At 72.0% G+C, this 26,029-nt stretch carries 23 protein-coding genes and 1 pseudogene; 12 read left to right on the top strand and 12 right to left on the bottom strand.

The genetic code is table 11. The features are described 5' to 3' along the window. Positions 1 to 10 precede the first annotated feature (10 nt). Positions 11 to 1,420: a diaminobutyrate--2-oxoglutarate transaminase family protein gene (locus ACWCRA_RS26135; RefSeq protein ID WP_451068742.1), complete on the bottom strand. Its 1,410-nt coding sequence runs from the start codon at positions 1,418 to 1,420 to the stop codon at positions 11 to 13. Positions 1,421 to 1,780: 360 nt separating this feature from the next. Between ACWCRA_RS26135 and ACWCRA_RS26140 the strand changes: the two genes are divergently transcribed. Continuing rightward, positions 1,781 to 2,971, top strand: a complete 1,191-nt coding sequence (locus tag ACWCRA_RS26140) for a trypsin-like serine peptidase (RefSeq protein ID WP_351543516.1) — start codon at positions 1,781 to 1,783, stop codon at positions 2,969 to 2,971. A gap of 141 nt (positions 2,972 to 3,112) precedes the next feature. Here the strand turns inward: ACWCRA_RS26140 and hflX are convergent, their stop codons facing one another. From hflX to miaA, 5 genes are all read right to left on the bottom strand, one after another. Next, the gene (gene hflX, locus ACWCRA_RS26145) at positions 3,113 to 4,627 is read right to left on the bottom strand and encodes a GTPase HflX (RefSeq protein ID WP_351543518.1); all 1,515 of its coding nucleotides are present in this window, start codon (positions 4,625 to 4,627) and stop codon (positions 3,113 to 3,115) included. Positions 4,628 to 4,829: 202 nt separating this feature from the next. Next, positions 4,830 to 6,524 carry a M1 family metallopeptidase gene (locus tag ACWCRA_RS26150; protein WP_451068743.1) on the bottom strand — a complete coding sequence of 565 codons (1,695 nt, stop codon included), beginning with the start codon at positions 6,522 to 6,524 and terminating at the stop codon, positions 4,830 to 4,832. Positions 6,525 to 6,589: 65 nt separating this feature from the next. Beyond that, entirely contained in the window at positions 6,590 to 8,791 is a 2,202-nt protein-coding gene (locus ACWCRA_RS26155) for a RelA/SpoT family protein (protein WP_451068744.1), read from the bottom strand. 500 nt (positions 8,792 to 9,291) lie between these two features. Further along, positions 9,292 to 9,729, bottom strand: coding sequence for a hypothetical protein (locus tag ACWCRA_RS26160; protein ID WP_451068758.1), 438 nt, complete (start codon positions 9,727 to 9,729; stop codon positions 9,292 to 9,294). A gap of 106 nt (positions 9,730 to 9,835) precedes the next feature. After that, positions 9,836 to 10,774, bottom strand: coding sequence for a tRNA (adenosine(37)-N6)-dimethylallyltransferase MiaA (gene miaA, locus ACWCRA_RS26165; RefSeq protein ID WP_351543527.1), 939 nt, complete (start codon positions 10,772 to 10,774; stop codon positions 9,836 to 9,838). A 277-nt stretch (positions 10,775 to 11,051) separates the two neighbouring features. Here miaA and ACWCRA_RS26170 point away from each other — a divergent pair, with 277 nt between their 5' ends. Both ACWCRA_RS26170 and ACWCRA_RS26175 read left to right on the top strand, forming a co-directional pair. Beyond that, positions 11,052 to 11,249 carry a gliding motility protein gene (locus ACWCRA_RS26170; RefSeq protein WP_451068745.1) on the top strand — a complete coding sequence of 66 codons (198 nt, stop codon included), beginning with the start codon at positions 11,052 to 11,054 and terminating at the stop codon, positions 11,247 to 11,249. A gap of 21 nt (positions 11,250 to 11,270) precedes the next feature. Then, positions 11,271 to 11,519 (top strand): antitoxin, encoded by a 249-nt coding sequence (locus tag ACWCRA_RS26175; RefSeq protein WP_351543533.1) that lies wholly within the window; start codon positions 11,271 to 11,273, stop codon positions 11,517 to 11,519. 100 nt (positions 11,520 to 11,619) lie between these two features. Here the strand turns inward: ACWCRA_RS26175 and ACWCRA_RS26180 are convergent, their stop codons facing one another. Continuing rightward, positions 11,620 to 12,324, bottom strand: a complete 705-nt coding sequence (locus tag ACWCRA_RS26180) for a class III extradiol ring-cleavage dioxygenase family protein (protein WP_351543536.1) — start codon at positions 12,322 to 12,324, stop codon at positions 11,620 to 11,622. A gap of 215 nt (positions 12,325 to 12,539) precedes the next feature. Further along, positions 12,540 to 14,060: a tRNA (N6-isopentenyl adenosine(37)-C2)-methylthiotransferase MiaB gene (miaB, locus tag ACWCRA_RS26185; protein WP_451068746.1), complete on the bottom strand. Its 1,521-nt coding sequence runs from the start codon at positions 14,058 to 14,060 to the stop codon at positions 12,540 to 12,542. A 117-nt stretch (positions 14,061 to 14,177) separates the two neighbouring features. Between miaB and ACWCRA_RS26190 the strand changes: the two genes are divergently transcribed. Then, on the top strand, positions 14,178 to 15,179 hold the full coding sequence (locus tag ACWCRA_RS26190) for a TAXI family TRAP transporter solute-binding subunit (RefSeq protein ID WP_451068747.1): 1,002 nt from the start codon (positions 14,178 to 14,180) through the stop codon (positions 15,177 to 15,179). A gap of 79 nt (positions 15,180 to 15,258) precedes the next feature. Here ACWCRA_RS26190 and ACWCRA_RS26195 read toward each other — a convergent pair whose 3' ends face one another. Beyond that, a complete protein-coding gene (locus ACWCRA_RS26195; RefSeq protein WP_451068748.1) occupies positions 15,259 to 16,644 on the bottom strand; it encodes an ATP-binding protein in 1,386 nt (461 codons plus the stop codon). Between the two features lie 8 nt (positions 16,645 to 16,652). Next, positions 16,653 to 17,357, bottom strand: a complete 705-nt coding sequence (locus tag ACWCRA_RS26200; RefSeq protein WP_351543547.1) for a response regulator transcription factor — start codon at positions 17,355 to 17,357, stop codon at positions 16,653 to 16,655. Positions 17,358 to 17,746: 389 nt separating this feature from the next. On the opposite strand from ACWCRA_RS26200, the gene ACWCRA_RS26205 reads away from it, so the two are divergent. From ACWCRA_RS26205 to ACWCRA_RS26240, 8 genes are all read left to right on the top strand, one after another. Continuing rightward, a complete protein-coding gene (locus ACWCRA_RS26205) occupies positions 17,747 to 18,532 on the top strand; it encodes an amino acid ABC transporter ATP-binding protein (RefSeq protein ID WP_351543549.1) in 786 nt (261 codons plus the stop codon). Between the two features lie 37 nt (positions 18,533 to 18,569). After that, positions 18,570 to 19,397 (top strand): glutamate ABC transporter substrate-binding protein, encoded by an 828-nt coding sequence (locus ACWCRA_RS26210; protein WP_351543552.1) that lies wholly within the window; start codon positions 18,570 to 18,572, stop codon positions 19,395 to 19,397. Between the two features lie 75 nt (positions 19,398 to 19,472). Beyond that, a complete protein-coding gene (locus ACWCRA_RS26215; RefSeq protein WP_351543554.1) occupies positions 19,473 to 20,147 on the top strand; it encodes an amino acid ABC transporter permease in 675 nt (224 codons plus the stop codon). Next, the gene (locus ACWCRA_RS26220) at positions 20,144 to 21,022 is read left to right on the top strand and encodes an amino acid ABC transporter permease (RefSeq protein ID WP_351543557.1); all 879 of its coding nucleotides are present in this window, start codon (positions 20,144 to 20,146) and stop codon (positions 21,020 to 21,022) included. The genes ACWCRA_RS26215 and ACWCRA_RS26220 overlap by 4 nt, the downstream gene beginning before the upstream one ends. Before the next feature lie 251 nt (positions 21,023 to 21,273). After that, positions 21,274 to 22,893 carry an FAD-dependent monooxygenase gene (locus ACWCRA_RS26225; RefSeq protein ID WP_351543560.1) on the top strand — a complete coding sequence of 540 codons (1,620 nt, stop codon included), beginning with the start codon at positions 21,274 to 21,276 and terminating at the stop codon, positions 22,891 to 22,893. 32 nt (positions 22,894 to 22,925) lie between these two features. Next, the gene (locus ACWCRA_RS26230; protein WP_351543650.1) at positions 22,926 to 23,012 is read left to right on the top strand and encodes a putative leader peptide; all 87 of its coding nucleotides are present in this window, start codon (positions 22,926 to 22,928) and stop codon (positions 23,010 to 23,012) included. A gap of 72 nt (positions 23,013 to 23,084) precedes the next feature. Next, on the top strand, positions 23,085 to 23,666 hold the full coding sequence (locus ACWCRA_RS26235; protein WP_351543563.1) for a cupin domain-containing protein: 582 nt from the start codon (positions 23,085 to 23,087) through the stop codon (positions 23,664 to 23,666). Then, positions 23,663 to 24,073: a rhodanese-like domain-containing protein gene (locus ACWCRA_RS26240; protein WP_451068749.1), complete on the top strand. Its 411-nt coding sequence runs from the start codon at positions 23,663 to 23,665 to the stop codon at positions 24,071 to 24,073. Before ACWCRA_RS26235 ends, ACWCRA_RS26240 begins: the two co-directional genes overlap by 4 nt. 43 nt (positions 24,074 to 24,116) lie before the next feature. Here the strand turns inward: ACWCRA_RS26240 and recX are convergent. Together recX and recA are read right to left on the bottom strand one after the other, a co-directional pair. After that, positions 24,117 to 24,725, bottom strand: a pseudogene (recX, locus tag ACWCRA_RS26245) (recombination regulator RecX); the annotation flags it as partial. After that, positions 24,704 to 25,825, bottom strand: coding sequence for a recombinase RecA (gene recA, locus ACWCRA_RS26250; protein WP_351543569.1), 1,122 nt, complete (start codon positions 25,823 to 25,825; stop codon positions 24,704 to 24,706). The gene recA and the pseudogene recX, both read right to left, overlap by 22 nt. Between the last annotated feature and the right edge of the window lie 204 nt (positions 25,826 to 26,029).

Here is a 26,029-nt window from a genome sequence, read left to right on the forward strand (position 1 = left end):
TGGGGCCGGTTCAGTGGGACCGGCTGCGGGGGTCTCCCGGGCGGGTGGTGCGCTCCGCGGCCGCCAGTGCGTCGGCGAAGCGGTCGAGGACGGCCGTGGCCTGTTCGTCGGTGAGGGTGAGCGGCGGCAGGAGACGTACGACGGCACGGTGGCGGCCCCCGAGTTCGATGATGAGCCCTCGGCTCAGGCACTCCCGCTGGACGGCGGCGGCGAGCGCGGGTGCGGGAGGTGCCGCCCGGCCGGCGATGGTGCCCGTGCCAGGGGCCGGGTCCGGGTCCGTGCCCCGGTCCGGGTCCGGTGAGACGAGTTCGACGCCGATCATCAGGCCCCGGCCCCGGACATCCCCCACGCAGGGGTGGGCGGAGGCCAGGTCCCGGAGGCTGCTCAGCATCCGGGCCCCGAGAGTCCCGGCACGGTCGGCGAGCCGGTTCTCCCGCACATGGGCGAGGGTGGCCGCCCCGGCGGCCATGGCGAGCTGGTTGCCGCGGAAGGTGCCGGCATGGGCTCCGGGCTGCCAGATGTCGAGTCCGGAACGGTAGACGATCACCGCGAGAGGGAGGGAACCGCCGATGGCCTTGGAGAGGACCATGACATCGGGCACGATCCCGCTGTGCTCCACGGCCCAGAAGGCGCCGGTGCGCCCGACGCCGGTCTGGATCTCGTCAGCGATCAGAGGGATGGAGCGGTCCGCTGTGATCCTCCGCATGCTGCGCATCCAGGGATCGGGAGCGGGAAGCACCCCACCCTCCCCCTGCACGGGTTCGAGGAGCATCGCCGCCGGGTCGGGCACTCCGCTCCCGGGGTCGTCGAGCAGGCTCTCGATCCACCGGGCGCCCAGTTCCTCGCCGCGCTCTCCGCCGACCCCGAAGGGGCAGCGGTAGCTCTGCGGGAAGGGCAGCCTGGTGACCCGGGTCTCGGTGGCTCCACCGGAGGCGTCGAGGGCTCCGGCCGTCATGCCGTGGTACGCCCCGGTGAACGCGAGCAGGCCGCTCCGGCCGGTCGCCGTGCGGACCAGGGTGAGCGCCGCCTCGACGGCGTCGGTGCCGGCGGGGCCGCAGAACTGGATGCGCGCGTCGTCGGCGAGGGCGGGGGGCAGCGTGGCGTACAGCTCGGTCGTGAAGGCGTCCTTGACCGGGGTGGCGAGATCGAGGACGTGCAGGGGCGCCCCGGAGTCGATGACCTTCCTGATGGCTTCGAGGACCACCGGGTGGTTGTGGCCGAGGGCCAGGGTGCCCGCGCCGGAGAGACAGTCGAGATAGCGACGGCCGTCCGCGCCCTCGATGGTCAGTCCGCGGGCTCTGACCGGGACGATGGGCAGGGAGCGGGCGTAGGTGCGGGCCGATGACTCGCGCAGTGACTGCCGGCGCAGGATGCCCTCGTGCAGGGCCGACGACGCGGAAGCGGATGGGGTCACGGCCACGGCTGTCGGTCCTCCAGCGGTCAGGTCGCGCCGCCTTCGGCGCGGCTCGTATCGGGCGGGGAGTGCGGTCCCGGCCGCCCGGCGGGGCCGAACCGCGGGCGGCTCACCTCCCGTGCTCCCTCCTGGTCCCCGTGTGTACCAACGACGCCATGAGCCTCGGATCACGGGCTGCCCGAAGATCCTTGCCCCGGCGGAACCGGGGCCCGGCGGGTTCCGTCCCCTTCGGCGACGGCCGGCAGGGGGCCGCGTTCGGGCGGCGGCGCCGCCTTGTAGGGTTCGCGGCGGTTCCGGGTACGGCCCGGCTCCGTCATCCTCGCGGTCACGAGCAGAGAAAATCCGAAGTTCCAGGGGGAACACGACATGCGACCCATGCGCCCGGCCCTTGTGGCGGCATCCTTCGCCGCCGTACTCGCGCTGACCGCCACCGGCTGCGGTTCGACCGACGGCGGCACGGGCGACAAGCCGAACGCCTCCGCCGACGGGGGCGACGCGGGCATCAAGGACAGGATCAACATCCCGGAGGACCTGGAGGAGCTCAAGAACCGGCTCAGGGAACACGGGATCGACCTGGACAAGTGGCGCAATGGCGAGTGGCGGGACTGGGACAAGGACAAGTGGCTCCGCGAGGCCCAGGACTATGTCAATCCGATCATCGAGGATCTGTGGGACCCGGACCGGATGCGCGAGGCGGAGACTCCCCCGGCCCAGCCGGTCGACCGGAACATCTCCGGGGACGAGGGCGTCACCGACCCGGTGCCGGCGCCCGTCGAGGCGCGGTCCGTCAGCGCCCCGTACCGCACGAGCGCCCCGGAGGCCGGCAAGGTCTTCTTCGACGGGCCCGAGGGATCGATGGTCTGTTCGGCGACGGTGGTGCAGGACCCGGCGAACCCCGGCAGGTCCAACATGGTGTGGACGGCCGGGCACTGTGTCCATGCCGGCAAGCAGGGCGGCTGGTACCGGAACATCGCCTTCGTGCCGTCGTACAACGACAGCGCGAGGCCGAGCGCCGAACTGGAGAGCGTCTCGAAGGACGAGGTGGCTCCGCACGGTGTCTGGTGGGCGGACTGGGTGAAGACCTCCGAGCAGTGGATCGACCGCGGTGCCAAGTCCGGTGGCAAGGGCGCGCCCTTCGACTTCGCGGTGATCCATGTGACCCCGGAGAAGGGCAGCGGCACCTCGCTGGAGGAGACGGTCGGCTCGGCGCTTCCGGTGGAGTTCGACGCTCCGTCCGTGGCGGACATCCAGGAGATCACGGCGACCGGCTACCCGGCGGCGGCGCCCTTCGACGGCGAGCGGATGTTCCAGTGCCCGGACCGGCCGGGGCGGCTGTCGGTGAAGGCGGACGAGCCCACGATGTACCGCATCGGCTGCACCATGACCGGTGGTTCCTCGGGAGGCGGCTGGGTGGCCGAGGGCAGCGACGGCCGCCGCGCGCTGGTCTCCAACACCTCGATCGGCCCGGTGGCGGCGGGCTGGCTGGCCGGACCCCGGCTCGGCGCCGAGGCGGAAGCGGTCTACGAGGCGGTCAGCGGCAAGCACGCGGGGCAGTAGCTCTCCGGACCACTTCGGCCCGGAGAGCCGCCGCGCCCGCGCACGACAGCGGCGGTGGCCGCTCCCCTCACGGGGAGCGGCCACCGCCGCTGTTCTCACTGTGCGGGGCCGGACGCCGGGTCAGCGGCTCCGGCCACCGGGTCAGTTCGGGACCGGGACGTACGGCGCGAGCACCGCCGCCAGTTCCTCATGGACCCGAGCCTTGAGAAGCGTGCCCTCGGAGGTGTGCTCCTCGGAGAGCACCTCGCCGTCGGCGTGCACCCGGGAGACCAGACCGCCCTGGGTGTACGGCACGAGGGCTTCGATCTCGACCTCGGGCCTGGGCAGTTCCGCGTCGATGAGGGCGAGCAGTTCGGCGACGCCCTCGCCGGTCCGCGCCGACACGGCGATGGCGTGCCGCTCGATGCGCAGCAGCCGCTGGAGGACCAGCGGATCGGCCGCGTCCGCCTTGTTGATCACCACGACCTCGGGCACGTCGACCGCGCCGACATCACGGATGACCTCGCGCACGGCGGCCAGTTGCTCCTCGGGCGCCGGGTGCGATCCGTCCACCACGTGCAGGATCAGATCGGCGTCCCCGACCTCCTCCATGGTGGAGCGGAAGGCCTCCACCAGGTGGTGCGGAAGGTGCCGGACGAATCCGACGGTGTCGGCCAGGGTGTAGAGGCGGCCGCCCGGGGTCTCGGCCCTGCGGACCGTGGGGTCCAGGGTGGCGAACAGCGCGTTCTCCACCAGGACTCCGGCGCCGGTGAGGCGGTTGAGCAGAGAGGACTTCCCGGCGTTGGTGTAGCCCGCGATGGCGACCGAGGGCACCTTGTGGCGCCGCCGCTCCTGCCGCTTGATCTCCCGGCCGGTCTTCATCTCCGCGATCTCCCGGCGCATCTTCGCCATCTTCTCGCGGATGCGCCGGCGGTCCGTCTCGATCTTGGTCTCACCGGGACCGCGGGTGGCCATGCCGCCACCGCCGCCGCCACCCATCTGACGGGAGAGCGACTGGCCCCAGCCGCGCAGCCGGGGCAGCATGTACTGCATCTGGGCCAGGGCGACCTGCGCCTTGCCCTCCCGGGACTTGGCGTGCTGGGCGAAGATGTCGAGGATCAGGGCGGTCCGGTCGACCACCTTGACCTTGACGACATCCTCCAGGTGGATCAGCTGGCCGGGGCTCAGCTCACCGTCGCAGACGACGGTGTCCGCGCCGGATTCGAGGACGATGTCCCGCAGCTCCTGGGCCTTGCCGGAACCGATGTAGGTGGCCGGGTCGGGCTTGTCGCGGCGCTGGATCACGCCGTCGAGCACCATGGCGCCCGCGGTCTCGGCCAGTGCGGCGAGCTCGGCGAGGCTGTTCTCCGCGTCCTGCGCGGTCCCCGAGGTCCATACGCCGACCAGCACCACACGCTCCAGGCGCAGCTGCCGGTACTCGACTTCGGTGACGTCCTCGAGCTCGGTGGAGAGGCCGGCGACCCGCCGCAGCGCGGCCCGCTCGGCCCGGTCGAGCTGCTGGCCGTCCCGGTCTCCGTCGATCTCGTGGCTCCAGGCGACGTCCTCTTCCATCAGGGCATCGGCCCGGAGGCTCTCGGCGCGGCTGTCCGCGGAGCTCTGCGTGCGCTGCTCGTCGAAGCTCTGCTCGTCCTGGGAAGGGGAAGAAGAGGAGGTCATTGGGTCCTTACGTCGATGGGACAGTCCTGGCCGTGCCGGAGGAATCCGGTGCGGCCCGCGTCAGTCACAACGCGTGACGAGCCCGGATGATTCCCGCGCCGACACGGCTGGGAAAAACCGGCCCCGGTGGCGTCGCCGACACGTTCGATGGTCCCACGGAGCCCGTGGGGCCGTCACCCCGGTTTCCCGGGCGCGCCGGGTGTCAGCCGGCCGGGACCCTGGGCGGGCGGCGGGCCGCTGTCTCCGTGGCGGAGTCCGCTCCGGGAGCCGGCGCGTCCCCCGCGGCAGCCTCCGCGGGGGACGCGCCGACGGCGGCTGGCTCCTTCCCGGCTCCGGCCTCGGCCGGGGATTCCTCCGCCGGGGATTCCTCCGCGGGCTCCCCGGCCGCCGGGGTCTTCTGCGGCTCGGGCTCGACCGGTGCCGCGCTCCTCCACTCCGGGTGCCCGGGCATCGGCGGTGTGCGCGTCCCGTACAGCCACGCGTCGAAGAAGTCCGTGAGGTCGCGCTCGGCGATCCTGGCGGCGAGCGCGGTGAAGTCCGCGGTGGTCGCCGTCCCGTCCCGGTGATCGGCGACCCAGGCCCGCTCCAGGCGCTCGAACGCCTCGGTCCCGATCGTCTGCCGGAGGGCGTACAGGACCAGTGCGCTGCCGTCGTACACCACCGGCCGGAAGAGGCTGATCTTCTGTCCGGGCCGCGGCGGCTTCGGCGCGGCCGGCGGGCCGCCGTCGACGCGCCACTGGTCGGAGCGGCGGTACGCCTCGCGCAGCCGGGTCTCCATGAGGTGCCCGGACTTCTCCTCCGCGTACAGGGCCTCGTACCAGGTGGCGTGCCCCTCGTTCAGCCACAGATCGGACCAGGTGCGCGGGGAGACGCTGTTGCCGAACCACTGATGGGCCAGCTCATGGACCATGATCGAGTCGACGTACCACTCGGGGAACGCGCTGTTGGTGAAGATGCGGCGCTCGAAGAGGGAGAGGGTCTGCGTCTCCAGTTCGTAGCCGGTCGCGGCGTCGGCGATCAGCACCCCGTAGTTCTCGAAGGGATAGGGGCCGACCTTGCCCTCCATCCACCGGAGCTGGTCCGGGGTCTTCCTGAGCCACGGCTCCAGCCGGGCGGCGTCCTTCGCCGGGACGACATCGCGCACGGGCAGTCCGCCGGGGCCCTCGCGGGTGGGGACGGCGGAGGTGCCGATGGAGACCTGGGCGAGTTCGGTGGCCATGGGGTGGCGGGTGCGGTAGGTCCAGGTGGTGGTGGAGTCCTGCTGCCGGGTGCCGATCCGTACGCCGTTCGCGACGGCCGTCAGCTCGCTGGGGGCGGTGACCCGGAAGGTGAAGTACGCCTTGTCCGCCGGGTGGTCGTTGGAGGGGAAGACGCGGTGGGCCGCGTCGGCCTGGTTCGCCATGGCGAGTCCGTCGCCGGTGGTGATCCAGCCGCCTCCGGTGCCGCGCGGGTCGCTGGTGTGCTCGACGGTGATCCTGACCCGGGAGCCGGCCTCCAGTGGCAGGAAGGGCTCGACGACGAGGTCCTCCTCCACGGTCTCGAACCCGGCGGGGAGGCCGTTCACCCGCACGGCGCCGACCGTGCCGTGGCTGAAGTCGAGATTGATGCGCTCCAGCCGTTCGGTGGCGCGGGCCTCGATCGCGGTGACGGCCTGCAACGGGGTGGTGTTGCTGCCCCCGTAGGTGAACGCGATGTCGTAGGCGACCACGTCGTATCCGGGGTTGCCGAGGTACGGGAAGAGCGGGTCCCCGATGCCGAGCGGCTCGGGGGCGGGCGGCGGCAGGGCGGCGGCGATCAGAGTGGCGGACGCGGCGGCCAGCAGCGCGGCGCGCAGCCGGCGCCGGGTGGCCCCGGCCGGGGATCGCCGGGTGCCGGTGGGCGGGGAATCGGGCAGCATGCCCTACCGCTACCAGTGCCCGCCGCGCCGGTGGCGGCGGCGCGCGTCGCACCACCCGAACGAGATCAGCCGGTGGCGGCCGGATGCTGGGTGCGGCTCACGTCGTACACCCCCGGCACATCGCGCATGGCGCGCATCAGGGCGGGCAGCCCGGCCGCGTCGGGGAGTTGCAGGGTGTAGGTGTGGCGTACGCGCTGCTCGCTGGGGGGCTCCACGGTCGCCGAGACAATGGCCGCGCCCTTGATCGCGATGACCTCGGTGAGGTCGGCGAGCAGCCGGGGACGGCCGAAGGACTCGGCGACGAGGGTGACCCGGCAGCCCGCCGCGTCGTCCCAGCGCACCACCACGGGGGCCCGCTCCCGGGCTTTCATCCGGGAGACGGCCGGGCACTGCTCGCGGTGGACGGTGACCACACCGCCGCGTACGGCGAAGCCGGTGACCGCGTCCGGCGGCACCGGCGTACAGCATCCGGCGAGCCGTACGGTCGCGTCGGGCAGGCCGGCGACGGCGCAGGCGGCGGTGGGGAGGCCGGCGTCGGGCGGCGCGGGCGCGGGTCTGCGGGGCGCGGTCGCGGCGGGCCGGGTCTCCTCGGGGTGGGCCTGCAGCCAGGCGGTGATGGCGATGCGCGCGGCGGGGGTGCGGGCGTGGTCGAGCCAGCCGGGCGCGGGACCGGAGACCGCGTCCTGGGGGCCGGGGGGCCGCTGGGCGTCCCGCGCCCCCGGCGTCCTGTGCGCGCCGGGCGCGGTCTCCGCTCCGGGTGCGGCGGGTGCGTGGGGCGCGTCGGGTGCGTCGTCGGCGTCGCGCGCGAGCAGGAGCTGGACGGTGTCGCCGTCGCTCAGCACCGTGCTCAGCGTCGCCAGGCGCCCGTTGACATGGGCTCCGATGCAGGCGTGGGCCCGTTCGCCGTACTGGGCGTACGCCGCGTCGACGCAGCTCGCGCCCGCCGGCAGGCCCAGGGTGCCGCCGTCGGCGCGGAAGACGGTGATCTCCCGGTCCTGTGCGAGATCGGCCCGCAGCGATGTCCAGAAGGCATCGGAGTCCGGTGTGGACTGCTGCCACTCCAGGAGCCGGGAGAGCCAGCCGGGACGGGTGGGGTCGGCGCGCTCGCCGTCCGCCGGCTCGGCGCCTTCCACGGGTACGTACGGGTTGCCGAGGGCGATCACCCCGGCCTCGGCCACCTTGTGCATCTGCTGGGTGCGGATGAGGACTTCGGCGACGGCTCCCCCGGGGCCCGCGACGGCGGTGTGCAGCGACTGGTAGAGGTTGAACTTGGGGGCGGCGATGAAGTCCTTGAACTCGGAGATCACCGGCGTGAAGCAGGTGTGCAGCTCGCCGAGGACGGCGTAGCAGTCGGCGTCCTCGGCGACGAGGACGAGCAGCCGCCCGAAGTCGGTGCCGCGCATCTCGCCGCGTTTGGCGCGGACCCGGTGGACGGAGACGAAGTGGCGCGGCCTGATCAGGACTTCGGCGGTGATGCCCGCGTCGCGGAGCACGGCCCGGAAGCCCTCGGCCATGATGTCGAGCGCGGCGCCGGCGGAGGCGTTCGCCGCGATCAGCTCACGGGTGCGGTCGTACTCCTCGGGGTGGAGGATCGCGAAGACGAGGTCCTCCAGTTCGGTCTTGAGCGCCTGGACGCCGAGCCGCTCGGCGAGCGGGATGAGGACCTCGTGGGTGACCTTGGCGATACGGACCTGCTTCTCGGGCCGCATCACCCCCAGGGTGCGCATGTTGTGCAGCCGGTCGGCGAGCTTGATCGACATCACCCGGACGTCGTTGCCGGTGGCGACGAGCATCTTGCGGAAGGTCTCGGGTTCGGCGGCGGCCCCGTAGTCGACCTTCTCCAGTTTGGTGACCCCGTCCACCAGATAGGCGACCTCGGCGCCGAACTCGGCCGTCACCTGGTCGAGGGTCACCTCGGTGTCCTCGACGGTGTCGTGGAGCAGGGAGGCCGTCAGGGTGGTGGTCTCGGCGCCCAGTTCGGCGAGGATCAGGGTGACGGCGAGAGGATGGGTGATGTACGGCTCGCCGCTCTTGCGGAACTGTCCCCGGTGGGACGACTCCGCGAGGACGTACGCCTGGTGCAGGATGGCGAGATCGGCGTCGGGATGGTGCGCCCGGTGGGCTTCCGCCACATGTCCGATCGCGTCGGGCAGACGGTCCCGGCCCGCGGGTCCGAGGAGGGCCGCGCGGCCCAGCCTTCGGAGGTCGATTCGGGGACGGCCGCGCCTGCGGCTGTGGGCGCCAGGGTTGACGGCCTCTGCACTCATGGGGGGCACCTCCGGGCGGCATTCGACCGGCGGTGGGAAGAGCAGGGGTGCCCTCCGGGCCGGTGCTTGATGCTACCGAGCCCACCACGTGGAGCAGTCCGCCTCTCGCCGAGCGTGAAACGGATCACCCATTCGAGCGAAGCTCTATGGGGGCGGGGTTGAGCCGTACGCACGGAACCGCGGGCGTTTCGCGTACGCCGGGGGCTCGGGGCGGGGGCCGGGTGGTGACCGGGGGGCTCAAAAGGGAATGGGGGGCCCGGGTGATGGCCCGGGGGCCAGGGCCAGGGGCAGCCCGGGGCCCGGGTGGTGGCCGGGTGGCCCGGGTGCGCGGGGGCCCGGGTGGTGGCCGGGTGGCCCGGGTGCGCGGGGAATGTCGTGGCGGTGCGGGTGCGCCTGCCCGGACCCCTGGTGGTCCGGATGCGCCGGGGCCCCGGACGATTCGGGTGCGGCCGGCGCGCTCAGGGGGCGAGGAGGCCGCCCGGGTGACGGCGACGGGCGGCTCAGCGGAGGCGGGCGACGCGCCAGACGGCGAGCGCCACCAGCAGCGCGGCCACTCCGACGTACAGCGCCATGACCCGCCAGTCCGGCCGCTCGCCGGAGCCGCGGGCCGGCAGCCCCGGCCAGGTGTGGCCCACCCGGCGGGCGGCCATCACACCCCAGCCCGCCGCACAGCAGCTGATCAGCAGTCCGAGCATCGCGACCACCGCACCGCCGCCCGTGCCGAAGGCGAGGGGGAAGCCGAACATCAGGGAGCCGAGCGCGCCGAGCATCACGATGGGGGCGAGCTGCCAGATGCGCAGTCTGCGCGGCGGGCGCAGCTCCACCTCGACCTCGTCGGCGATGAGCCCCTCGTCGTCGGGTCCGTCGGGACTCAGACCGGGGGCGCCGCGCGCCGTGCCGCGATGCTGCTGGTCTGTGTCGTGAGGGCCGGCCTCCATCGCCACGCGCCCTCCCAACTCGGACTTCACAGTCGATCGATGCTCGATGATGGCACGGCCGGGGGCCCCTGTATGACGGGCAGGGCGTCCCGATGCCATCACGTGATCAGGCTGTAACCGCTCGTTCGATCAACGCCAGCGCCTGTCCGGGAAGTTCCCCGCGGTCGGCGACGGCTCCACTGAGCCAATGCACCCGCGGGTCTTTTCTGAACCATGAATCCTGGCGGCGCGCGAAGCGTTTGGTGGCGCGCACGGTCTCCTCGCGAGCCTCCTGGTCGGTGCACTCGCCCGCCAGCGCCCTGAGGATCTGCTGGTAGCCGAGGGCGCGTGACGCCGTGAGCCCCTCGCGCAACCCCCGCGCCTCCAGAGCGCGGACCTCCTCGACGAAACCGGCCTCCCACATCCGGTCCACCCGGAGCGCGATGCGCTCGTCCAGCTCGGGACGGCCGACATCGACGCCGATCTGGACGGTGTCGTAGACGCTGTCGTGGCCGGGGAGATTGGCCGTGAAGGGCTTCCCGGTGATCTCGATCACCTCGAGGGCGCGGACGATGCGGCGCCCGTTGCCCGGGAGGATCGCCCGGCCGGCCTCGGGATCGGCGGCGGCGAGCCGGGCGTGCAGGACTCCGGGGCCCCGTTCGGTGAGCTCCTCCTCCAGCCGGGCGCGGATCGCGGGGTCGGTGCCGGGGAACTCCAGGGCGTCGATGGCACCGCGCACATAGAGCCCGGAGCCGCCCACGAGGACCGGTGTCCGGCCCTCGGCGAGCAGCCGGTCGATCTCCGCCCGGGCGAGCCGCTGGTACTCGGCGACACTCGCCGCCTCGGTGACGTTCCAGATGTCGAGCAGGTGGTGGGGAATCCCGCCGCGCTCGCCCGGCGTCAGCTTGGCGGTGCCGATGTCCATCCCCCGGTAGAGCTGCATGGAGTCGGCGTTGACGACCTCACCACCCAGTTGCCGGGCGAGGAAGACGCCGAGATCGGACTTTCCGGCCGCCGTGGGGCCGACGACGGCGATGACCCGCGGGGCGGGAGCTGCACTTCTCACCGCCCCAGTCTCGCAAACCCCGGGGGATCTCCCCGAACGAGCGAAGTGACGGCACGGCTGGGGGGTCGTTGCCTGTTGCGAGGTTCCGAACGCCGGTTTCCCGACCGGTGCCCCCGGCGATACCGCGGCAAAGCGCTCCGGGCGGCGCGGAACATCCCTCCCACGAGTAAGCTATGGAGTAAATATGGGCGTTTTTGCACGGTTCCTTCGTAGGTCCAAGGAAGCCACGGGTGCCAAGGACGTCCCGGCACAGGAGAAGACCGCCGACAGTGTGGCGGTGGAGCCCGGGGCCGGGAGCGCAAGCAGGACCGAGGCGTCCGAGGACGCGCGGGCGAAGTCCCCGGCGGCCGAGGCACCCGAGGCCGAGCGGGCCGAGGGGGCGGAAGCCGCGGCGACCGAGGGCGTGGAGATTCCCCGGCAGCAGTCGGCCGGGGAGGCGGCGGACCGCGAGGCCGGCGAGGGCGCCCGTCAGTAGTCCCACGAGGAAAGGTGCCCCATGGGCTTCTTGGACAACCTGAAGGCCAAGCTCGCCCCGGCCAAGGACAAGGTCACCGACCTGGCGCAGCAGCACGGGGGCAAGATCGAGCAGGGCCTCGACAAGGCCGCTCACGCGGTCGACGCCCGGACCAAGGGCAAGTACAGCGACAAGATCGAGTCCGGCACCGGCAAGGCCAAGGAGGCACTGGACCGCATCGCGCACAAGAACGACGGCGGTACCACTCCGCCGCCGCCTCCGGCTTCCTGAGGCGGTTCGGCACGGTCACGGCGGACGGCCGCGGAGCGCATGCTCCGCGGCCGTCCGCCGTCGCGCGGGCCGGTCGCGCGGGCCGGTCCGGCGCGGGCCTTCAGGACCAGGCGGCGACGGAGTAGCCGACCCCGTAGGGCGCGTCCTCGTAGAGGAGCCGCCCGGCGAGTCCCGCGCCCTCGGCGGCACCGGCGAGCACCTGCCAGGTGGAGCGGCCCGCCGCCTTGAGTTCGTACGCCAGCGGGGCGTCCAGCGCCGCCAGGGCCCCGGTGTCGGCGTCCCCCAGCGCCCTGGTCGCCAGCGCGTCGAAGGCCTCGGCCCGCTCGTCGAGGTAGCCGGGGGCCTTCAGGGTGCGGCAGGCGCTGCCGTCCCCCATCGCCAGCAGGGCGACCCGGTCGGCCCGGGCCCCGGCCAGGCGCCCGGCCGCGAGTGCCCGCGCCGGTTCCATGTCCTCGGCGACCGCCAGCCCCTCGACGGGGGGCGCCCAGTGCGCCCGGCCCAGCAGCCAGGCGGCGACGGCCAGGGAGGGCGGCAGCTCGCGCTCCTGGGGCCGGCCGGTTCCGAGACGTACCGCGACGTCCACGCCGAAGCCCCGGAAGGAGCCCGTCGCCCCCGCGTGATGGGTGCCCCGGTCCGGGTCGGCGGCGGGGCCGACCACGAACAGCAGATCGGGGCGGGCGGCGGCGAGCACGCCCACGGCGTCGGCGCACGCGGCCCGTGCCGCGTCCAGTTCGGGCGCGGCGCCCGCGGCGACCTCGGGCACGAGCAGCGGAGGACAGGGGCAGACGGCGGCGGCGACAAGCATGATCGGCAGCCTAGTCCGTATCGGGGGGCCCGGCCCGGCCGGAGCCGCCGGCCCCGTGGACCCCGCGCCGGCCGGGGGTTCGGGGCGCGGCGCGGAGGGGGTATCGCGCCGGGGGGCGCGTCCGACGGGACGGGAGCGGGCCCGCGCCCCTGGGAGCGGTGCCAGTGGCCGCCGAGCGGCGCGGAGGAGGCCCGCCAGCCGTCGGGCCGGACGCGTCAGCCCAGGCCGCAGGCCGGGGCGGCGGCCGCCGGCAGCGGCTCGGGGACGCCGATCCGCGGCAGGCCCAGCATCACACCGGCGGGCTGGGCGGCCGGGGCGTCCTGGCGCTTCTGCCAGGCGTCCCCGGCGCGGGTGCGGCGCACGGCGGAGACCTGTCCCTCGGCGAGCAGATGGTGCGGCGCCGCGTAGGTGATCTCGACGGTCACCACGTCACCGGGGCGCACCTCCTGGTCCGGCTTGGTGAAGTGGACCAGCCGGTTGTCGGGGGCGCGGCCCGAGAGGCGGTGGGTGGCGCCGTCCTTGCGGCCCTCCCCCTCGGCGACCATGACCTCCAGGGTCCGGCCGACCTGCTTCTTGTTCTCGTCCCAGGAGATCTCCTCCTGGAGGGCCACCAGGCGCTCGTAGCGGGCCTGGACGACCTCCTTGGGGATCTGGCCGTCCATGGTCGCGGCGGGGGTGCCGGGCCGCTTGGAGTACTGGAAGGTGAAGGCGTTGGCGAAGCGCGCCTCGCGGACCGTGTGCAGGGTCTGCTCGAAGTCCTCCTCGGTCTCGCCGGGGAAGCCCACGATGATGTCGGTGGAGATGGCGGCGTGCGGGATCGCGGCGCGCACCTTCTCGATGATGCCGAGGAAACGCTCCTGGCGGTACGAGCGGCGCATCGCCCTGAGCACGGTGTCCGAGCCGGACTGGAGGGGCATGTGGAGCTGCGGCATCACATTGGGGGTCTCCGCCATCGCCGCGATCACGTCGTCGGTGAAGTCGCGGGGGTGCGGCGAGGTGAAGCGGACGCGTTCGAGCCCCTCGACGGCTCCGCAGGCGCGCAGCAGCTTGCTGAAGGCCTCGCGGTCGCCGATGTCGGAGCCGTAGGCGTTGACGTTCTGGCCGAGGAGGGTGATCTCGGAGACACCCTCGGCGACCAGGGCCTCGATCTCCGCCAGGATGTCGCCGGGACGGCGGTCCTTCTCCTTGCCGCGCAGCGCGGGCACGATGCAGAAGGTGCAGGTGTTGTTGCAGCCGACCGAGATGGAGACCCAGGCGGCGTAGGCGGACTCGCGGCGGGTCGGCAGCGTGGAGGGGAAGGCCTCCAGGGACTCGGCGATCTCGACCTGGGCCTCCTCCTGGACGCGGGCGCGCTCCAGCAGGACGGGCAGCTTGCCGATGTTGTGGGTGCCGAAGACGACATCGACCCAGGGGGCCCGGGTGACGATGGTGTCGCGGTCCTTCTGGGCGAGACAGCCGCCGACGGCGATCTGCATGCCGGGGCGCCTGGTCTTCATGGGGGCGAGCCGGCCCAGGTTGCCGTAGAGCTTGTTGTCCGCGTTCTCCCGGACGGCGCAGGTGTTGAAGACGACGACATCGGCGTCACCGTCGGCGTCCTTGGGGGCGCGGACATAGCCCGCGCCCTCCAGCAGTCCGGACAGGCGTTCGGAATCATGGACGTTCATCTGGCACCCGTAGGTGCGGATCTCGTAACTGCGCTGAACGTCCACTGCCTGGCTCCGGTCACTGCTGGTCATGTGACAAGGGTAGGCGGTGCCGGGGACAGCTCTGCCCCGGAACGGCGCTCCCCCGCTTCTGGCGTCCCCTGGACAGATCCTGGCCACGGCGGGAGACGACCTGGCAGGATCGCAAACATGTTCCAGGCCATGTCCCGATCCAGCCGCCGTCGCGCCCTTCAGGTGTCGGCGGCCGGGCTGACGCTGCTCGGGCTGCTGCTCTGGTGGCTGCTGCCCATGGGCGACCCCGGCCCCAGCGGCTCCGTCACCTTCAGCACCGGCCTCCAGAACGGCGTCTACCAGCGGTACGGCGTGCTGCTCAAGGAGGCCCTCGCCCGGGACATGCCGGCGGTGGACATAGACCTCAGGACGAGTGAGGGATCGCAGCAGAACCTGGCGAGGGTCGCGGCCGGCGAGGCGGACTTCACCGTCGCCACCGCCGACGCCGTCGCCAAGTACCGGCAGGACGGCAGCCCGGGCGCGGACCGGCTCCGCGGCTGCGCCCGGCTGTACGACGACTATGTGCAGCTGGTGGTGCGCAAGGGCTCGCCGGTGAAGGAGATCGGGGACCTGAGGGGTTCGTCGGTGGGGATCGGGCCGGAGGGGTCGGGGGTGCAGCTGGTCGCCAACCGGCTGCTCACGGCCGCCGGCATCGACCCCGCCAAGGACATGGAAGCGGTGCCCGCCGGGATAGACAAGGTGCCGGACCTGCTGGCAGGGGGCGAGCTGGACGCCTTCTTCTGGTCGGGCGGGCTGCCGACCGGCGCGATACAGAAGCTCTCCGAGCGGCTGCCGATACAGCTGGTGCCGCTGGAGGCGGACCTGATCGACAAGGTGCATGCCACCAGCGGCTCGGCGACGAGCCACTACCGCCTGGCGGTGATGCCGCCGGACGCCTATGTCGAGGCGCAGAGCGGGCTGCCGGTGACCACGATGGCGGTGCCGAACCTGCTGGTGACCACCGACCGGATGGACACGGCGATGGTCGAGGGCTTCACCCGCACGGTGATCGAGAGCCGGGACCGCATCGGCAAGACGGTCCACCCCGCCCAGCTGGTGGATCTGCGCACCGCGGTCTACACGGACCCGCTGGCACTGCACGAGGGAGCACGCCGCTACTACGCCTCGGTGAAGCCCTAGGAGCGGGCCCGCGCTCACGGGGGGCCGCTCCCCGGGGCCTGCCCTCCCCGGGGCTCCGGCCTCCCCGGGTCTGCCTTTCTCAGGGAGCCGTACGGGGCAGGGTGACGGTCACCCGGAGGCCGCGCGGCTCGTGATGGGCGTAGGAGATCCGGCCGCCACCGGCCGAGAGGAGGGCGCGGGAGATGGAGAGACCCAGGCCGGAGCCCTTGATGTTCTGGTGGCGCCCGCTGCGCCAGAAGCGGTCGCCGATACGGGAGAGCTCCTCATCGGTGAGGCCGGGGCCGCCGTCCACGACGGTGATCGTGCATTCGGTGCCCCGCGAGGCCACCGAGAGGGCGACCTCCGCTCCGCGCGGGGTGAACTTCAGGGCGTTGTCGATCACCGCGTCCAGGGCGCTGGAGAGCGCGATGGGATCGGCCCAGGCCGTGACCGCCGCACGGTGCTCCGTGAGGCGGACGCCCTTGTCGTCGGCGACCGGACGCCAGGAGGCGACCCGCTCGGCGGCGAGTGCGCCGATGTCCGTGAGCCGGAGGGCCGCCGAGGTGTGCTCCGCGAGCGCCAGGTCGAGGAGATCGTCCAGGACCTGGGCCAGGCGTTTGCCCTCGGTGCGGACCGAGGCGATCTCCTCATTGCCCTCGGGCAGTTCGAGTGCGAGCAGTTCGATGCGGAGCAGGAGCGCGGCCAGGGGGTTGCGGAGCTGGTGGGAGGCGTCGGCGACAAAGGCGCGCTGCTGTTCCAGCACCTCCTCGACATGGTCGGCCATCTCGTTGAAGGAGCGGGCCAGCCGGCGCAGCTCCGGTGGTCCGCCGGCCGCCGCGACCCGGGAGTTGAGCTGTCCGGTGGCGATGTCGTGGGTGGCGGCGTCCAGGATGCGCACGGGCCGCAGCACCCAGCCCGTGAGGCGGAAGGCGGCGCCCACGGCGAGCAGCATCGCCGCCGCCTCGCCCGCGGCGATCAGCAGCCAGCCGCGGAGGATGCGTGCCCGCAGTTGGCCGGTGGGGGAATCGGTGAAGACGACGGCGACCACGTCCCCGTCCCGTACCACCGGCGAGGCGACGACCAGACGGCCGTCGGTCTGCCAGGGCCACACCTGGGGCGGGTCCTGGCTGCGCCGTCCCGACAGTGCCTCGTTGAACGCCTTGAAGCCCTCGCCGGTCTTCGGGACGCGCCAGTTCTCCGGGGCGCCGGCCATGGTGCCGCCGTCGCGGTCGAAGACACCCGCGTTGATGCCGTAGGTGGTGTTGTAGCGGTTGAGCTGCCCCTGGAGGGTCGAGCGGCGCTCTCCCCTGCGGTCCGTCTCGGTGACGAACTGCGCGAGGGCGGCGAACCGCACGGTGTCGTCGATGCGGTCCACGACGACCCGCTGCTGCTGGGCGGCGGCGGTGCTCACGGCGAGCGGGAAGCCGAGCGCGAGCAGCACGCCCGCCATGAGGACGATCAGCAGGGGAAGGAGTCGGGTGCGCACGGGACAGGTCAGACCGCCGGCACGACGAGGCGGTAGCCGACGCCTCGGACGGTCTCGATCAGGGCCGGCAGATGGAGCTTGGAGCGCAGGGAGGCCACATGCACCTCAAGGGTGCGTCCGGTCCCCTCCCAGTTGGTGCGCCAGACCTCGCTGATGATCTGCTCCCGGCGGAAGACGACCCCCGGCCGCTGGGCGAGCAGCGCCAGCAGATCGAACTCCTTGCGGGTCAGCTGCACCTCCGTACCGTCGACGCTGACCCTGCGGGTGGGCAGCTCGATGGTGACCGGGCCGAGCCGCAGTCCGTCCTCGGCCACCGGCGCGGCGGGTTCGTCCCCGCTCACGGTGCGCCGGCTGACGGCGTGGATGCGGGCCAGCAGCTCCCCGGTGTCGTACGGCTTGACGACATAGTCGTCGGCACCGAGGTTGAGCCCGTGAATCCGGGAGCGCACATCGGAGCGCGCGGTCACCATGATCACCGGGGTGGAGGTGAGCTTCCGGAGCTTGCCGCAGACCTGGTAGCCGTCCTGATCGGGCAGGCCCAGGTCCAGCAGGATCACGCCGAAGGCCGGCTTGCCCGGGTGGGAGGCGGGCAGCACGGCGTGCAGCGCCTCCTCGCCGTTGCGGGCGTGGACCACGTCGAAACCGTGCCGGGCGAGCACCGCGGAGAGCGCGGCGGCGACATGGTTGTCGTCCTCGACAAGCAGCAGCCTCATGGCCCCCCTCGGTGGCGTGATCGGTCGGTGTCATCGGTCGGTGTCATCGGTCGGCGTGATCGGTCGGTTCATCGGTGGGCGCCGGTGCGGACGCGTCCGGCCCACGGTCCAGTGTGCGGTGCGTCCCGCCCTTCCGGGTGCCGGTGTGCGGTGTGGCCGACGTCACCACCCACCACGGAATCAAGGCCGATTCCCCGCCGGGGAGTCAAGGGACATTCCCCTGACAGCCGGTTTCCGTTATCCACCCGGTACGCCGCGCGTCACCTCCTTCACCCATAGTGTCCACCCGAAGCCATATCGTTATGCTCAATTTCCGCTCAGATGTAATGACGCTGATCGCACCGCGTCACTAATGTCCTCCCAACCGAGGAGGACGGAGCGATAAGCCGATGAGCGGAGTAGCAAAGACCAAGTCCCCAGGGGACGTTGTCCCGGTATCGGGCGACCTGGTCGTGCTGAACGGCGTGAACAAGCACTTCGGCGCGCTGCATGTGCTCCAGGACATCGATCTCACGATCGCCCGGGGCGAGGTCGTGGTTGTCATCGGACCCTCCGGGTCCGGGAAATCCACCCTGTGCCGCACCATCAACCGGCTGGAGACAATCGACTCCGGCGCGATCTCGATCGACGGGAAGCCACTGCCCCAGGAGGGCCGGGAGCTCGCCAGGCTCCGCGCCGATGTCGGCATGGTCTTCCAGTCCTTCAACCTCTTCGCGCACAAAACCGTGCTGGAGAACGTGATGCTGGGCCAGGTCAAGGTCCGCCGCACGGAGAAGCGGGCCGCCGAGGAGAAGGCACGCCGGCTCCTCGACCGGGTCGGCGTCGGCTCCCAGAGCGACAAGTACCCGGCGCAGCTCTCCGGCGGGCAGCAGCAACGCGTCGCGATCGCACGGGCGTTGGCGATGGACCCCAAGGTGATCCTCTTCGACGAGCCCACATCGGCGCTCGACCCGGAGATGATCAACGAGGTGCTCGAAGTCATGCAGCAACTGGCGCGGGACGGAATGACCATGGTCGTCGTCACGCATGAGATGGGCTTCGCCCGCTCCGCCGCCAACCGGGTGGTCTTCATGGCCGACGGCAGGATCGTCGAAGAGGCCGAGCCCGAGGAGTTCTTCAGCAATCCGCGCAGTGACCGGGCCAAGGACTTCCTGTCGAAGATCCTGCACCACTGACGCCGACCGACGAACCACGACGCAAGGGATGTTCACCATGAAGCTCCGCAAGGCATCGGTGGCCGTGGCCACGGGTCTGACCCTCTCCCTGACGCTCACCGCCTGCGGCGGTGACAGCGGCTCGGGCGGCGATGGGGACAAGATCACCATCGGCATCAAGTTCGACCAGCCCGGCATCGGCCTGAAGACCACGGACGGCAAGTACACCGGCTTCGACGTCGATGTCGCCCGCTACATCGCCAAGGAGCTGGGGTACGGGCCCGAGAAGATCGTCTGGAAGCAGGCCCCCAGCGGCCAGCGCGAGACCATGATCCGCAACGGCGATGTCAAGTTCATCTCCGGCAGCTACACGATCAACGAGAAGCGCAAGGCCGAGGTCTCCTTCGCCGGACCGTACTTCATGGCCCACCAGGACCTGATGGTGCGCACCGACGACGACTCGATCAAGGAGGCGAAGGACCTCAACAGCAAGAAGCTGTGTTCGGTCACCGGCTCCACCCCGGCGCAGAACGTCAAGGAGAAGCTGGCGCCCGACGCGGACCTCCAGCAGGTCGGCGGCTACTCGGAGTGCCTGACGGGCCTGGAGAACAAGTCCATCGACGCCCTGACCACCGATGACTCCGTCCTCGCCGGCTACGCCGCGCAGAAGGAGCACCAGGGCAAGTTCAAGCTGATCGGTCTGAAGCTGACCGACGAGCCCTACGGCATCGGCCTCAAGAAGGGCGACACGGAACTCCAGGGCAAGATCAACAAGGCCCTTGAGAAGATGCAGAAGGACGGCTCCTGGGAGAAGTACGCCAAGGCCCACTTCGGCCCCGCGGGCTACAAGTACGAGCCCGCCCCGCCGATCAGCGAGACCAGCTGAGGCCAGCGGTGACGTGCCACCGGCCACGGCCGGTGGCACGTGCCACGATCCAACCAGGAGAGATCGCGGGTCAACGTGTTCGACTTTCTCGATTCCGGGCAGTACGACCTGCTCGACGCGTTCTGGATGACGGCCAAGCTGGCCGTCTACTCGGCCATCGGTTCCCTGCTCTGGGGAACCCTGCTGGCCGGTATGCGGGTCGGTCCCGTCCCGGTGATGCGGGCCTTCGCCGGCGGCTACGTCAATGTGGTCCGCAACACCCCGCTGACGGTGTTCATCGTCGCGTGTTCGCTGGGGCTCGCCCACACGCTGGGCGTCAAGTTCGGCGCCGAGACCTTCGACGACATCGGCTTCCGGATGGCCGTCCTCGGCCTCACCGCCTACACCGGCACCTTCGTCTGTGAGGCGCTCCGCTCCGGTATCAACACCGTGCCCGTCGGCCAGGCCGAGGCGGCCCGGGCCCTGGGGCTCAGCTTCTTCCAGGTGCTGACCCTGATAGTCCTCCCCCAGGCGTTCCGCGCGGTCGTCGCCCCGCTGGCGAATGTGCTGATCGCCCTGACCAAGAACACCACAGTCGCCTCGGCGATCGGGGTGGCGGAGGCATCGCTGCTGATGAAGGAAATGATCGAGAACGAGGCCGACGCGGTCTACGCCGTCTTCTCGGTCTTCGCCTTCGGCTTCATCGTGCTGACGCTGCCGATGGGTCTGCTGCTCGGCTGGGTGGCCAAGCGCATGGCGGTGAAGCGATGACGTCCGTTCTGTACGACGCCCCCGGCCCCAGGGCCAAGCAGCGCAATCTGCTCTACACGGCCGTGTTCGTCGCGGTGCTCGGCGCGGTCGCGTGGTGGGTGCTCGGCACCATGGCCGACAAGGACCAGCTGGATGCCAAGAAGTGGAGCCCGTTCGTCACGGACTCCAAGGTGTGGACCACCTTCCTGCTGCCGGGGCTCTGGGAGACCGCCAAGGCGGCGGCCCTCTCCGTGGCGATCGCGCTGCCGCTCGGCGCCGCGCTCGGCATCGGCCGGCTCTCCGACCACGCGTGGATACGGGTACCCGTCGGAACCGTGGTCGAGTTCTTCCGCGCCATCCCGGTCCTGCTGCTGATGCTCTTCGCCCACGCGCTGTACGTGCCGATGACCGCGATCTCGTCGGACATCCGGCCGCTGTACGCGGTGGTCACCGGCCTGGTCCTGTACAACGCCTCGGTGATCGCCGAGATCGTGCGGGCCGGCATCCTCTCGCTCCCCAACGGGCAGAGCGACGCCGCGAAGGCGATCGGTATGCGCAAGGGCCAGATCATGGCCTTCGTCCTGCTGCCGCAGGCGGTGACGGCGATGCTGCCCGCGCTGGTCAGCCAGCTGGTGGTCATCGTGAAGGACACCGCCCTGGGCGGGGCGATGCTCGCCCTCCCGGAACTGCTCTCCCAGTACCGGGCGATCACCGCCAACTACGGGGCCAACACCATCGCCGCGTTCGCGGTGATCTCGCTGATCTACATCCTGCTCAACTTCGCGCTCACCAGCTTCGCGAGCTGGCTGGAGGGCCGGGCCCGGCGGACGAAGAAGAGCGCCGCCACCGTCGTGGACATCAAGAAGATCGACGCGGGGCTCGGCGGCGGGGTCTGACCCGGTACCGGCTCGGCGGACGGACAGGGGCGGTGGCGCACTGACGCCACCGCCCCTGTCCACGCCCGGCGACGAGGCGCGGCATCCGGCGGATCGGCGCACGCCATGCCACTCCTCGGTCACTTGACGCAGGCACCCCCAGTCGGTTGCATACGTTCTGTGATCACGCACCGGGCCCGCAGCACCCCTCTTGGCACGACCTCAGCGACTCCGGTGCCCCACGAGCCCCGCCGAGCCTCAGGAGTCACGCCGTGGACCCGGTGATCGTCGTCGGCGGGGGTCCGGTCGGACTGGCTCTCGCGCTCGCCCTCGCCCAGCAGGGGGTCCCCTCCGTGGTGCTCGACGAGAGCACCGGCGGCGAGGAGCCGCGCCCCGCCCGGACGGTGGTCCTGCGGGACGACACCGCCGCCCTGGCCGAACGGCTGGGCTGCGCGACGATCCGTGACGAGGGGAGCCGCTGGACGGGCTGGCGGTCGATGCGGCGCAAGCAGCAGCTCCGGCAGCTGGTCCTGGCAACCGCCCCGGGGGGCACCGCGGACGCCGATGTCATCCCCTCCCCGGTGCACATCCCCCAGCACGCTCTGGCCCGCGGGCTGCGGGACGCCGTCGGAGCCGAACCACTGGCCACCCTGGTCACCGGCAGCCATGTGGACGCGCTGGAGCAGGACGCGGACGGCGTGGCCGTGCACACCCGGGGAGCGGAGGCGACCTGGTGGCGCGGCAGCCATGTGGTGGGCTGCGACGGCGCGCGCTCGACGGTCCGCAAGCTCCTCGACATCCGTTTCCCCGGCCGTACGGCGGTGGAGCGGCACGCGGTCGCCACCCTGCGCACCCGGCTTCCCTGGCCCGACGAGGCGATGCTGCACCGGCAGCCGCCCTGGCGGTCGGGCGGCGACGAGATCACGGCCCGTCCGCTGCCCGACGATGTCTGGCGGCTGGACTGGCTGCTGCCGCCCAGCGGCGAACTGGTCACCCCGGACACCCTGGTCGCCCGGGTCCGGGACACGCTGGCCGGCTGGTGCGGCGAGACACCCCCGTACGACCTCCTCGACACCGGTGTCCACACGGTCCACCACCGGCTGGCCCGGCGCTGGCGGGTGGAGCGGGCCTTTCTCGCGGGGGACGCGGCGCATCTGCTCGGCGCGCTCGGCACCCAGGGGCTCGACGAAGGGCTGCGGGACGCCGAGAACCTGGCGTGGAAGCTGGCGCTCGCCTGGCACCACGGTGCCTCCGAAGCGCTGCTGGACAGCTATCAGTCGGAGCGCCGTGCCTCGATCGCGGCGCGGCTGCGCGCCGCCGACCAGGCGCTGCCGGCCCTGCGCGGCGGCGGTGCGCTGCGCGGCCGGCTCCCGGGCGCCGCGCGCGGGCACGACACCCTGCTGACCGACGGCCATCTCGGGCAGGGGCCGCTCGGCGCGCCGCCCGGCTACGCGCACTCCCCCCTCGCACCCGAACCCGCCCCCTCGCAGATCCTGGTCGGCACGGCCGACGGGGCTCCGGCCGCGGACGTCCGGGTGACCGCGCCGGACGGGACGGTCACCCGGCTGCGGGACCGGCTGGGCCGGGGCCGCTCGCTGGTGGTGCTGGTCGCGCCCGGCACCGGGGTCTGGGACCGGCGCCACTGGCAGAGCGCGGGAGTGATGCCACGGCTGGCCGCGGCGGTGACCGCGCTTCCGGTACGGGCGGAGCTGCTGGTGACGGAGGAGTACCCGGGCGCGTCGGCCCATGCCGTCCTGCTGGTCAGGCCGGACGGCCATCTGGTCGCCGCGTTCTCCGGCGTACGGCCCGCCGAGCTGTACGCGGCGGCGGACGCCGCCCGGGGCGGGGAGCGGTCCCCTGAACCCAGTGACCGCACCGCGGACGTCAATTGACCACTGAAGATCAGCGTGGTGTACTCCCGACTATGACCGACACCAATGTGCGCCTGTGGCGGAGGGTCCATATGGACCTGCTTCGCTATGCGGGCTGCGTGTGTCGGACGTCCTGCTGAATTCGCCTCCCTTCACCGCGCTGTGGGCCGCTGTGCCCCGCGCGCGCTCCAGCGAACTTCCAGGACGACTCCATGACCCAGCCCGTGCCTCCCCCTGTCTCCTCCCCCTCCGCTTCCCCGGCCGCTCCCGCGCCCCCGTCCTTCGGGCGGACCGGAGTGGTGGGGCCCACCTCCGCCGAACTGCTCGACTTCACCCGCCGGGTCGCCGCCGACAGTGAACTGATCGCCTCGCTCCCCCTCGACCCCGAGGGCCGCACCTGGGTGCGCCTGGACGGTCCGCGCGGCAGCGAGGCATGGCTGATCGGCTGGCCGCCCGGCTCGGGCACCGGCTGGCACGACCACGCCGAGTCGCTGGGCGCGTTCGCCACGGCGTCCGGCGAGCTGAAGGAGCACTCGCTCGCCGTGCGTCTCCCCGCCAGCGGCTGGAAGACCCTGGAACTCCACGACGGAGTGGACCGTGAACGGCGGCTGGCGGCCGGCCGGGGCCGGGCGTTCGGCACCCACCATGTGCACGAGGTGCTGAACGAGTCCGCCACCGAGCACGCCGTATCGGTCCACGCGTACTATCCGCCGCTGCCGCTGATCCGCCGGTTCAGCCGGACCGGCGCGGTACTGCGGCTGGAGCATGTCGAGCGCCCGGAGGACTGGCAGTGAGCATCCATGACGACCCCGGCCACGAGAGCCCGACCGGGATAGACGAACTGCTGGAGGAGGTCCGCGCGGATCTCGACCGCGTCGGGGCCGGGAAGGCAGCCGAGGAGGCTGCCGCGGGCGCCCTGCTGGTGGACATCCGCTACGCGGCCCTGCGCGACCGGGACGGTCTGATCCCCGGAGCGCTGGTCGTGGAGCGCAATGAGCTGGAGTGGCGGCTCGATCCCCAGGGCAGCCACCGCGCGCCGGAGGCGGTCAGCCATGATCTTCGGGTCGTGGTGATCTGCAACGAGGGGTACGCCTCCTCTCTCGCGGCCGAGTCGCTGCGCAGGCTGGGGCTCCACCGCGCGACCGATCTGATCGGGGGCTTCCAGGCGTGGAAGGCGGCGGGCCTGCCGGTGGAGCGGTAGGCCCCGGGCCGGGGGAGGCCCTGAACAGCGCTGCCCGCTCTCCTCAGAACCCCTCCCCCAGGTCCTCCATCTCCTCGCCCTCCTCCTCCAGCGCCCGTCTGACCACCCGGAGCGCCACTCCCTCTCCGTACCCCTTGCGGGCGAGCATTCCGGCCAGGCGGCGCACGCGCCGGTCGCGGTCGAGACCGCGGGTCGAGCGGAGCCGGCGGGCGACCAGTTCGCGCGCGGTCCGCTCCTCCTGGTCGGAGTCGAGCTGCCCCATCGCGTCATCGATCAGCGTCGGGTCGACGCCTTTGGTGCGCAGCTCGCGGGCGAGTGCCCGGCGGGCGAGGCCCCGGCCGTGGTGCCGGGACTCCACCCAGGCGTCCGCGAAGGCCGCGTCATTGATCAGGCCGACATCCTCGAATCGGGAGAGCACCTCCTCGGCCACTTCCACGGGGATCTCCCGCTTGTGCAGTGCGTCCGCGAGCTGCTTCCGGGTGCGCGGGGTCCCGGTGAGCAGGCGCAGGCAGATCGCCCGCGCCCGCTCGGCGGGGTCCTGGGGCGGCGGCTCCGTCCCGGCCCTCGACGGGCCGGAGCCGCCGCCCTGTCCTTCGGGTCGCCCCTTCGGTGAAAAAGGCACGGCGGGCCCTAGCTCTTGGCCACCGCCGCCTTGGCCGACTTGGCCTTGGTGGCGGGCGCGGGCACCGACTTGGCTGTCTCATCGGCCGCGGCACCCGCCGCGTCCGGACCCGGCTCGGCTCCAGGGGCCTCCGGCCTGACCCCGACACCCAGCTTGTCCTTGATCTTCTTCTCGATCTCATCCGCGAGATCGGGGTTGTCCTTCAGGAAGTTGCGGGCGTTCTCCTTGCCCTGACCGAGCTGGTCGCCCTCGTACGTGTACCAGGCACCGGCCTTGCGGACGAAGCCGTGCTCCACGCCCATGTCGATCAGACCGCCCTCGCGGCTGATCCCCTGCCCGTAGAGGATGTCGAACTCGGCCTGCTTGAAGGGCGGCGCCACCTTGTTCTTGACGACCTTGACGCGGGTGCGGTTGCCGACCGCGTCCGTGCCGTCCTTGAGGGTCTCGATGCGCCGGATGTCCAGCCGGACCGAGGCGTAGAACTTCAGTGCCCGGCCACCGGTCGTGGTCTCCGGCGAGCCGAACATCACACCGATCTTCTCGCGGAGCTGGTTGATGAAGATCGCGGTCGTCTTCGACTGGTTGAGCGCACTGGTGATCTTCCGGAGCGCCTGGCTCATCAGCCGGGCCTGGAGGCCCACGTGCGAGTCGCCCATCTCGCCCTCGATCTCCGCGCGCGGCACGAGCGCCGCCACGGAGTCGATCACGATCAGGTCGAGCGCGCCGGAGCGGACGAGCATGTCGACGATCTCCAGCGCCTGCTCGCCGTTGTCCGGCTGGGAGAGGATCAGGGAGTCGATGTCGACGCCCAGCTTCTTCGCGTACTCGGGGTCGAGAGCGTGCTCGGCGTCGATGAAGGCGACCGAGCCGCCCGCCTTCTGGGCATTGGCGACGGCGTGCAGGGTGAGGGTCGTCTTGCCGGAGGACTCCGGCCCGTAGACCTCCACCACACGGCCGCGCGGCAGCCCGCCGACGCCGAGGGCGACATCGAGCGCGGTCGACCCGGTGGGGATGACCTCGATGGGCTCGTTCGGCCGCTCGCCGAGGCGCATCACCGCGCCCTTGCCGAATTGCCGTTCAATCTGTGCGAGCGCGGCGTCGAGCGCCTTCTCGCGGTCGGTTCCTGCCATGGGTTCCACCCGATTTGCTTGTGTCGATCTCTTCACGTCAAAGACGCTAACCCCTGCCACTGACAATGGGCCCCGGCGTCCTCTCCGGCCTGTGGAAAACTCCCGGCGGCCAGGGGTCCCGCACTCCATGAGAATGGATGTTCGATTTCAGTGTCAAGCGCCCCCCTCGGCGCGTCGCCGGGAGCCGGCCCGGAACCACGGAGC

This window comes from Streptomyces sp. NPDC001889 (assembly GCF_053594535.1).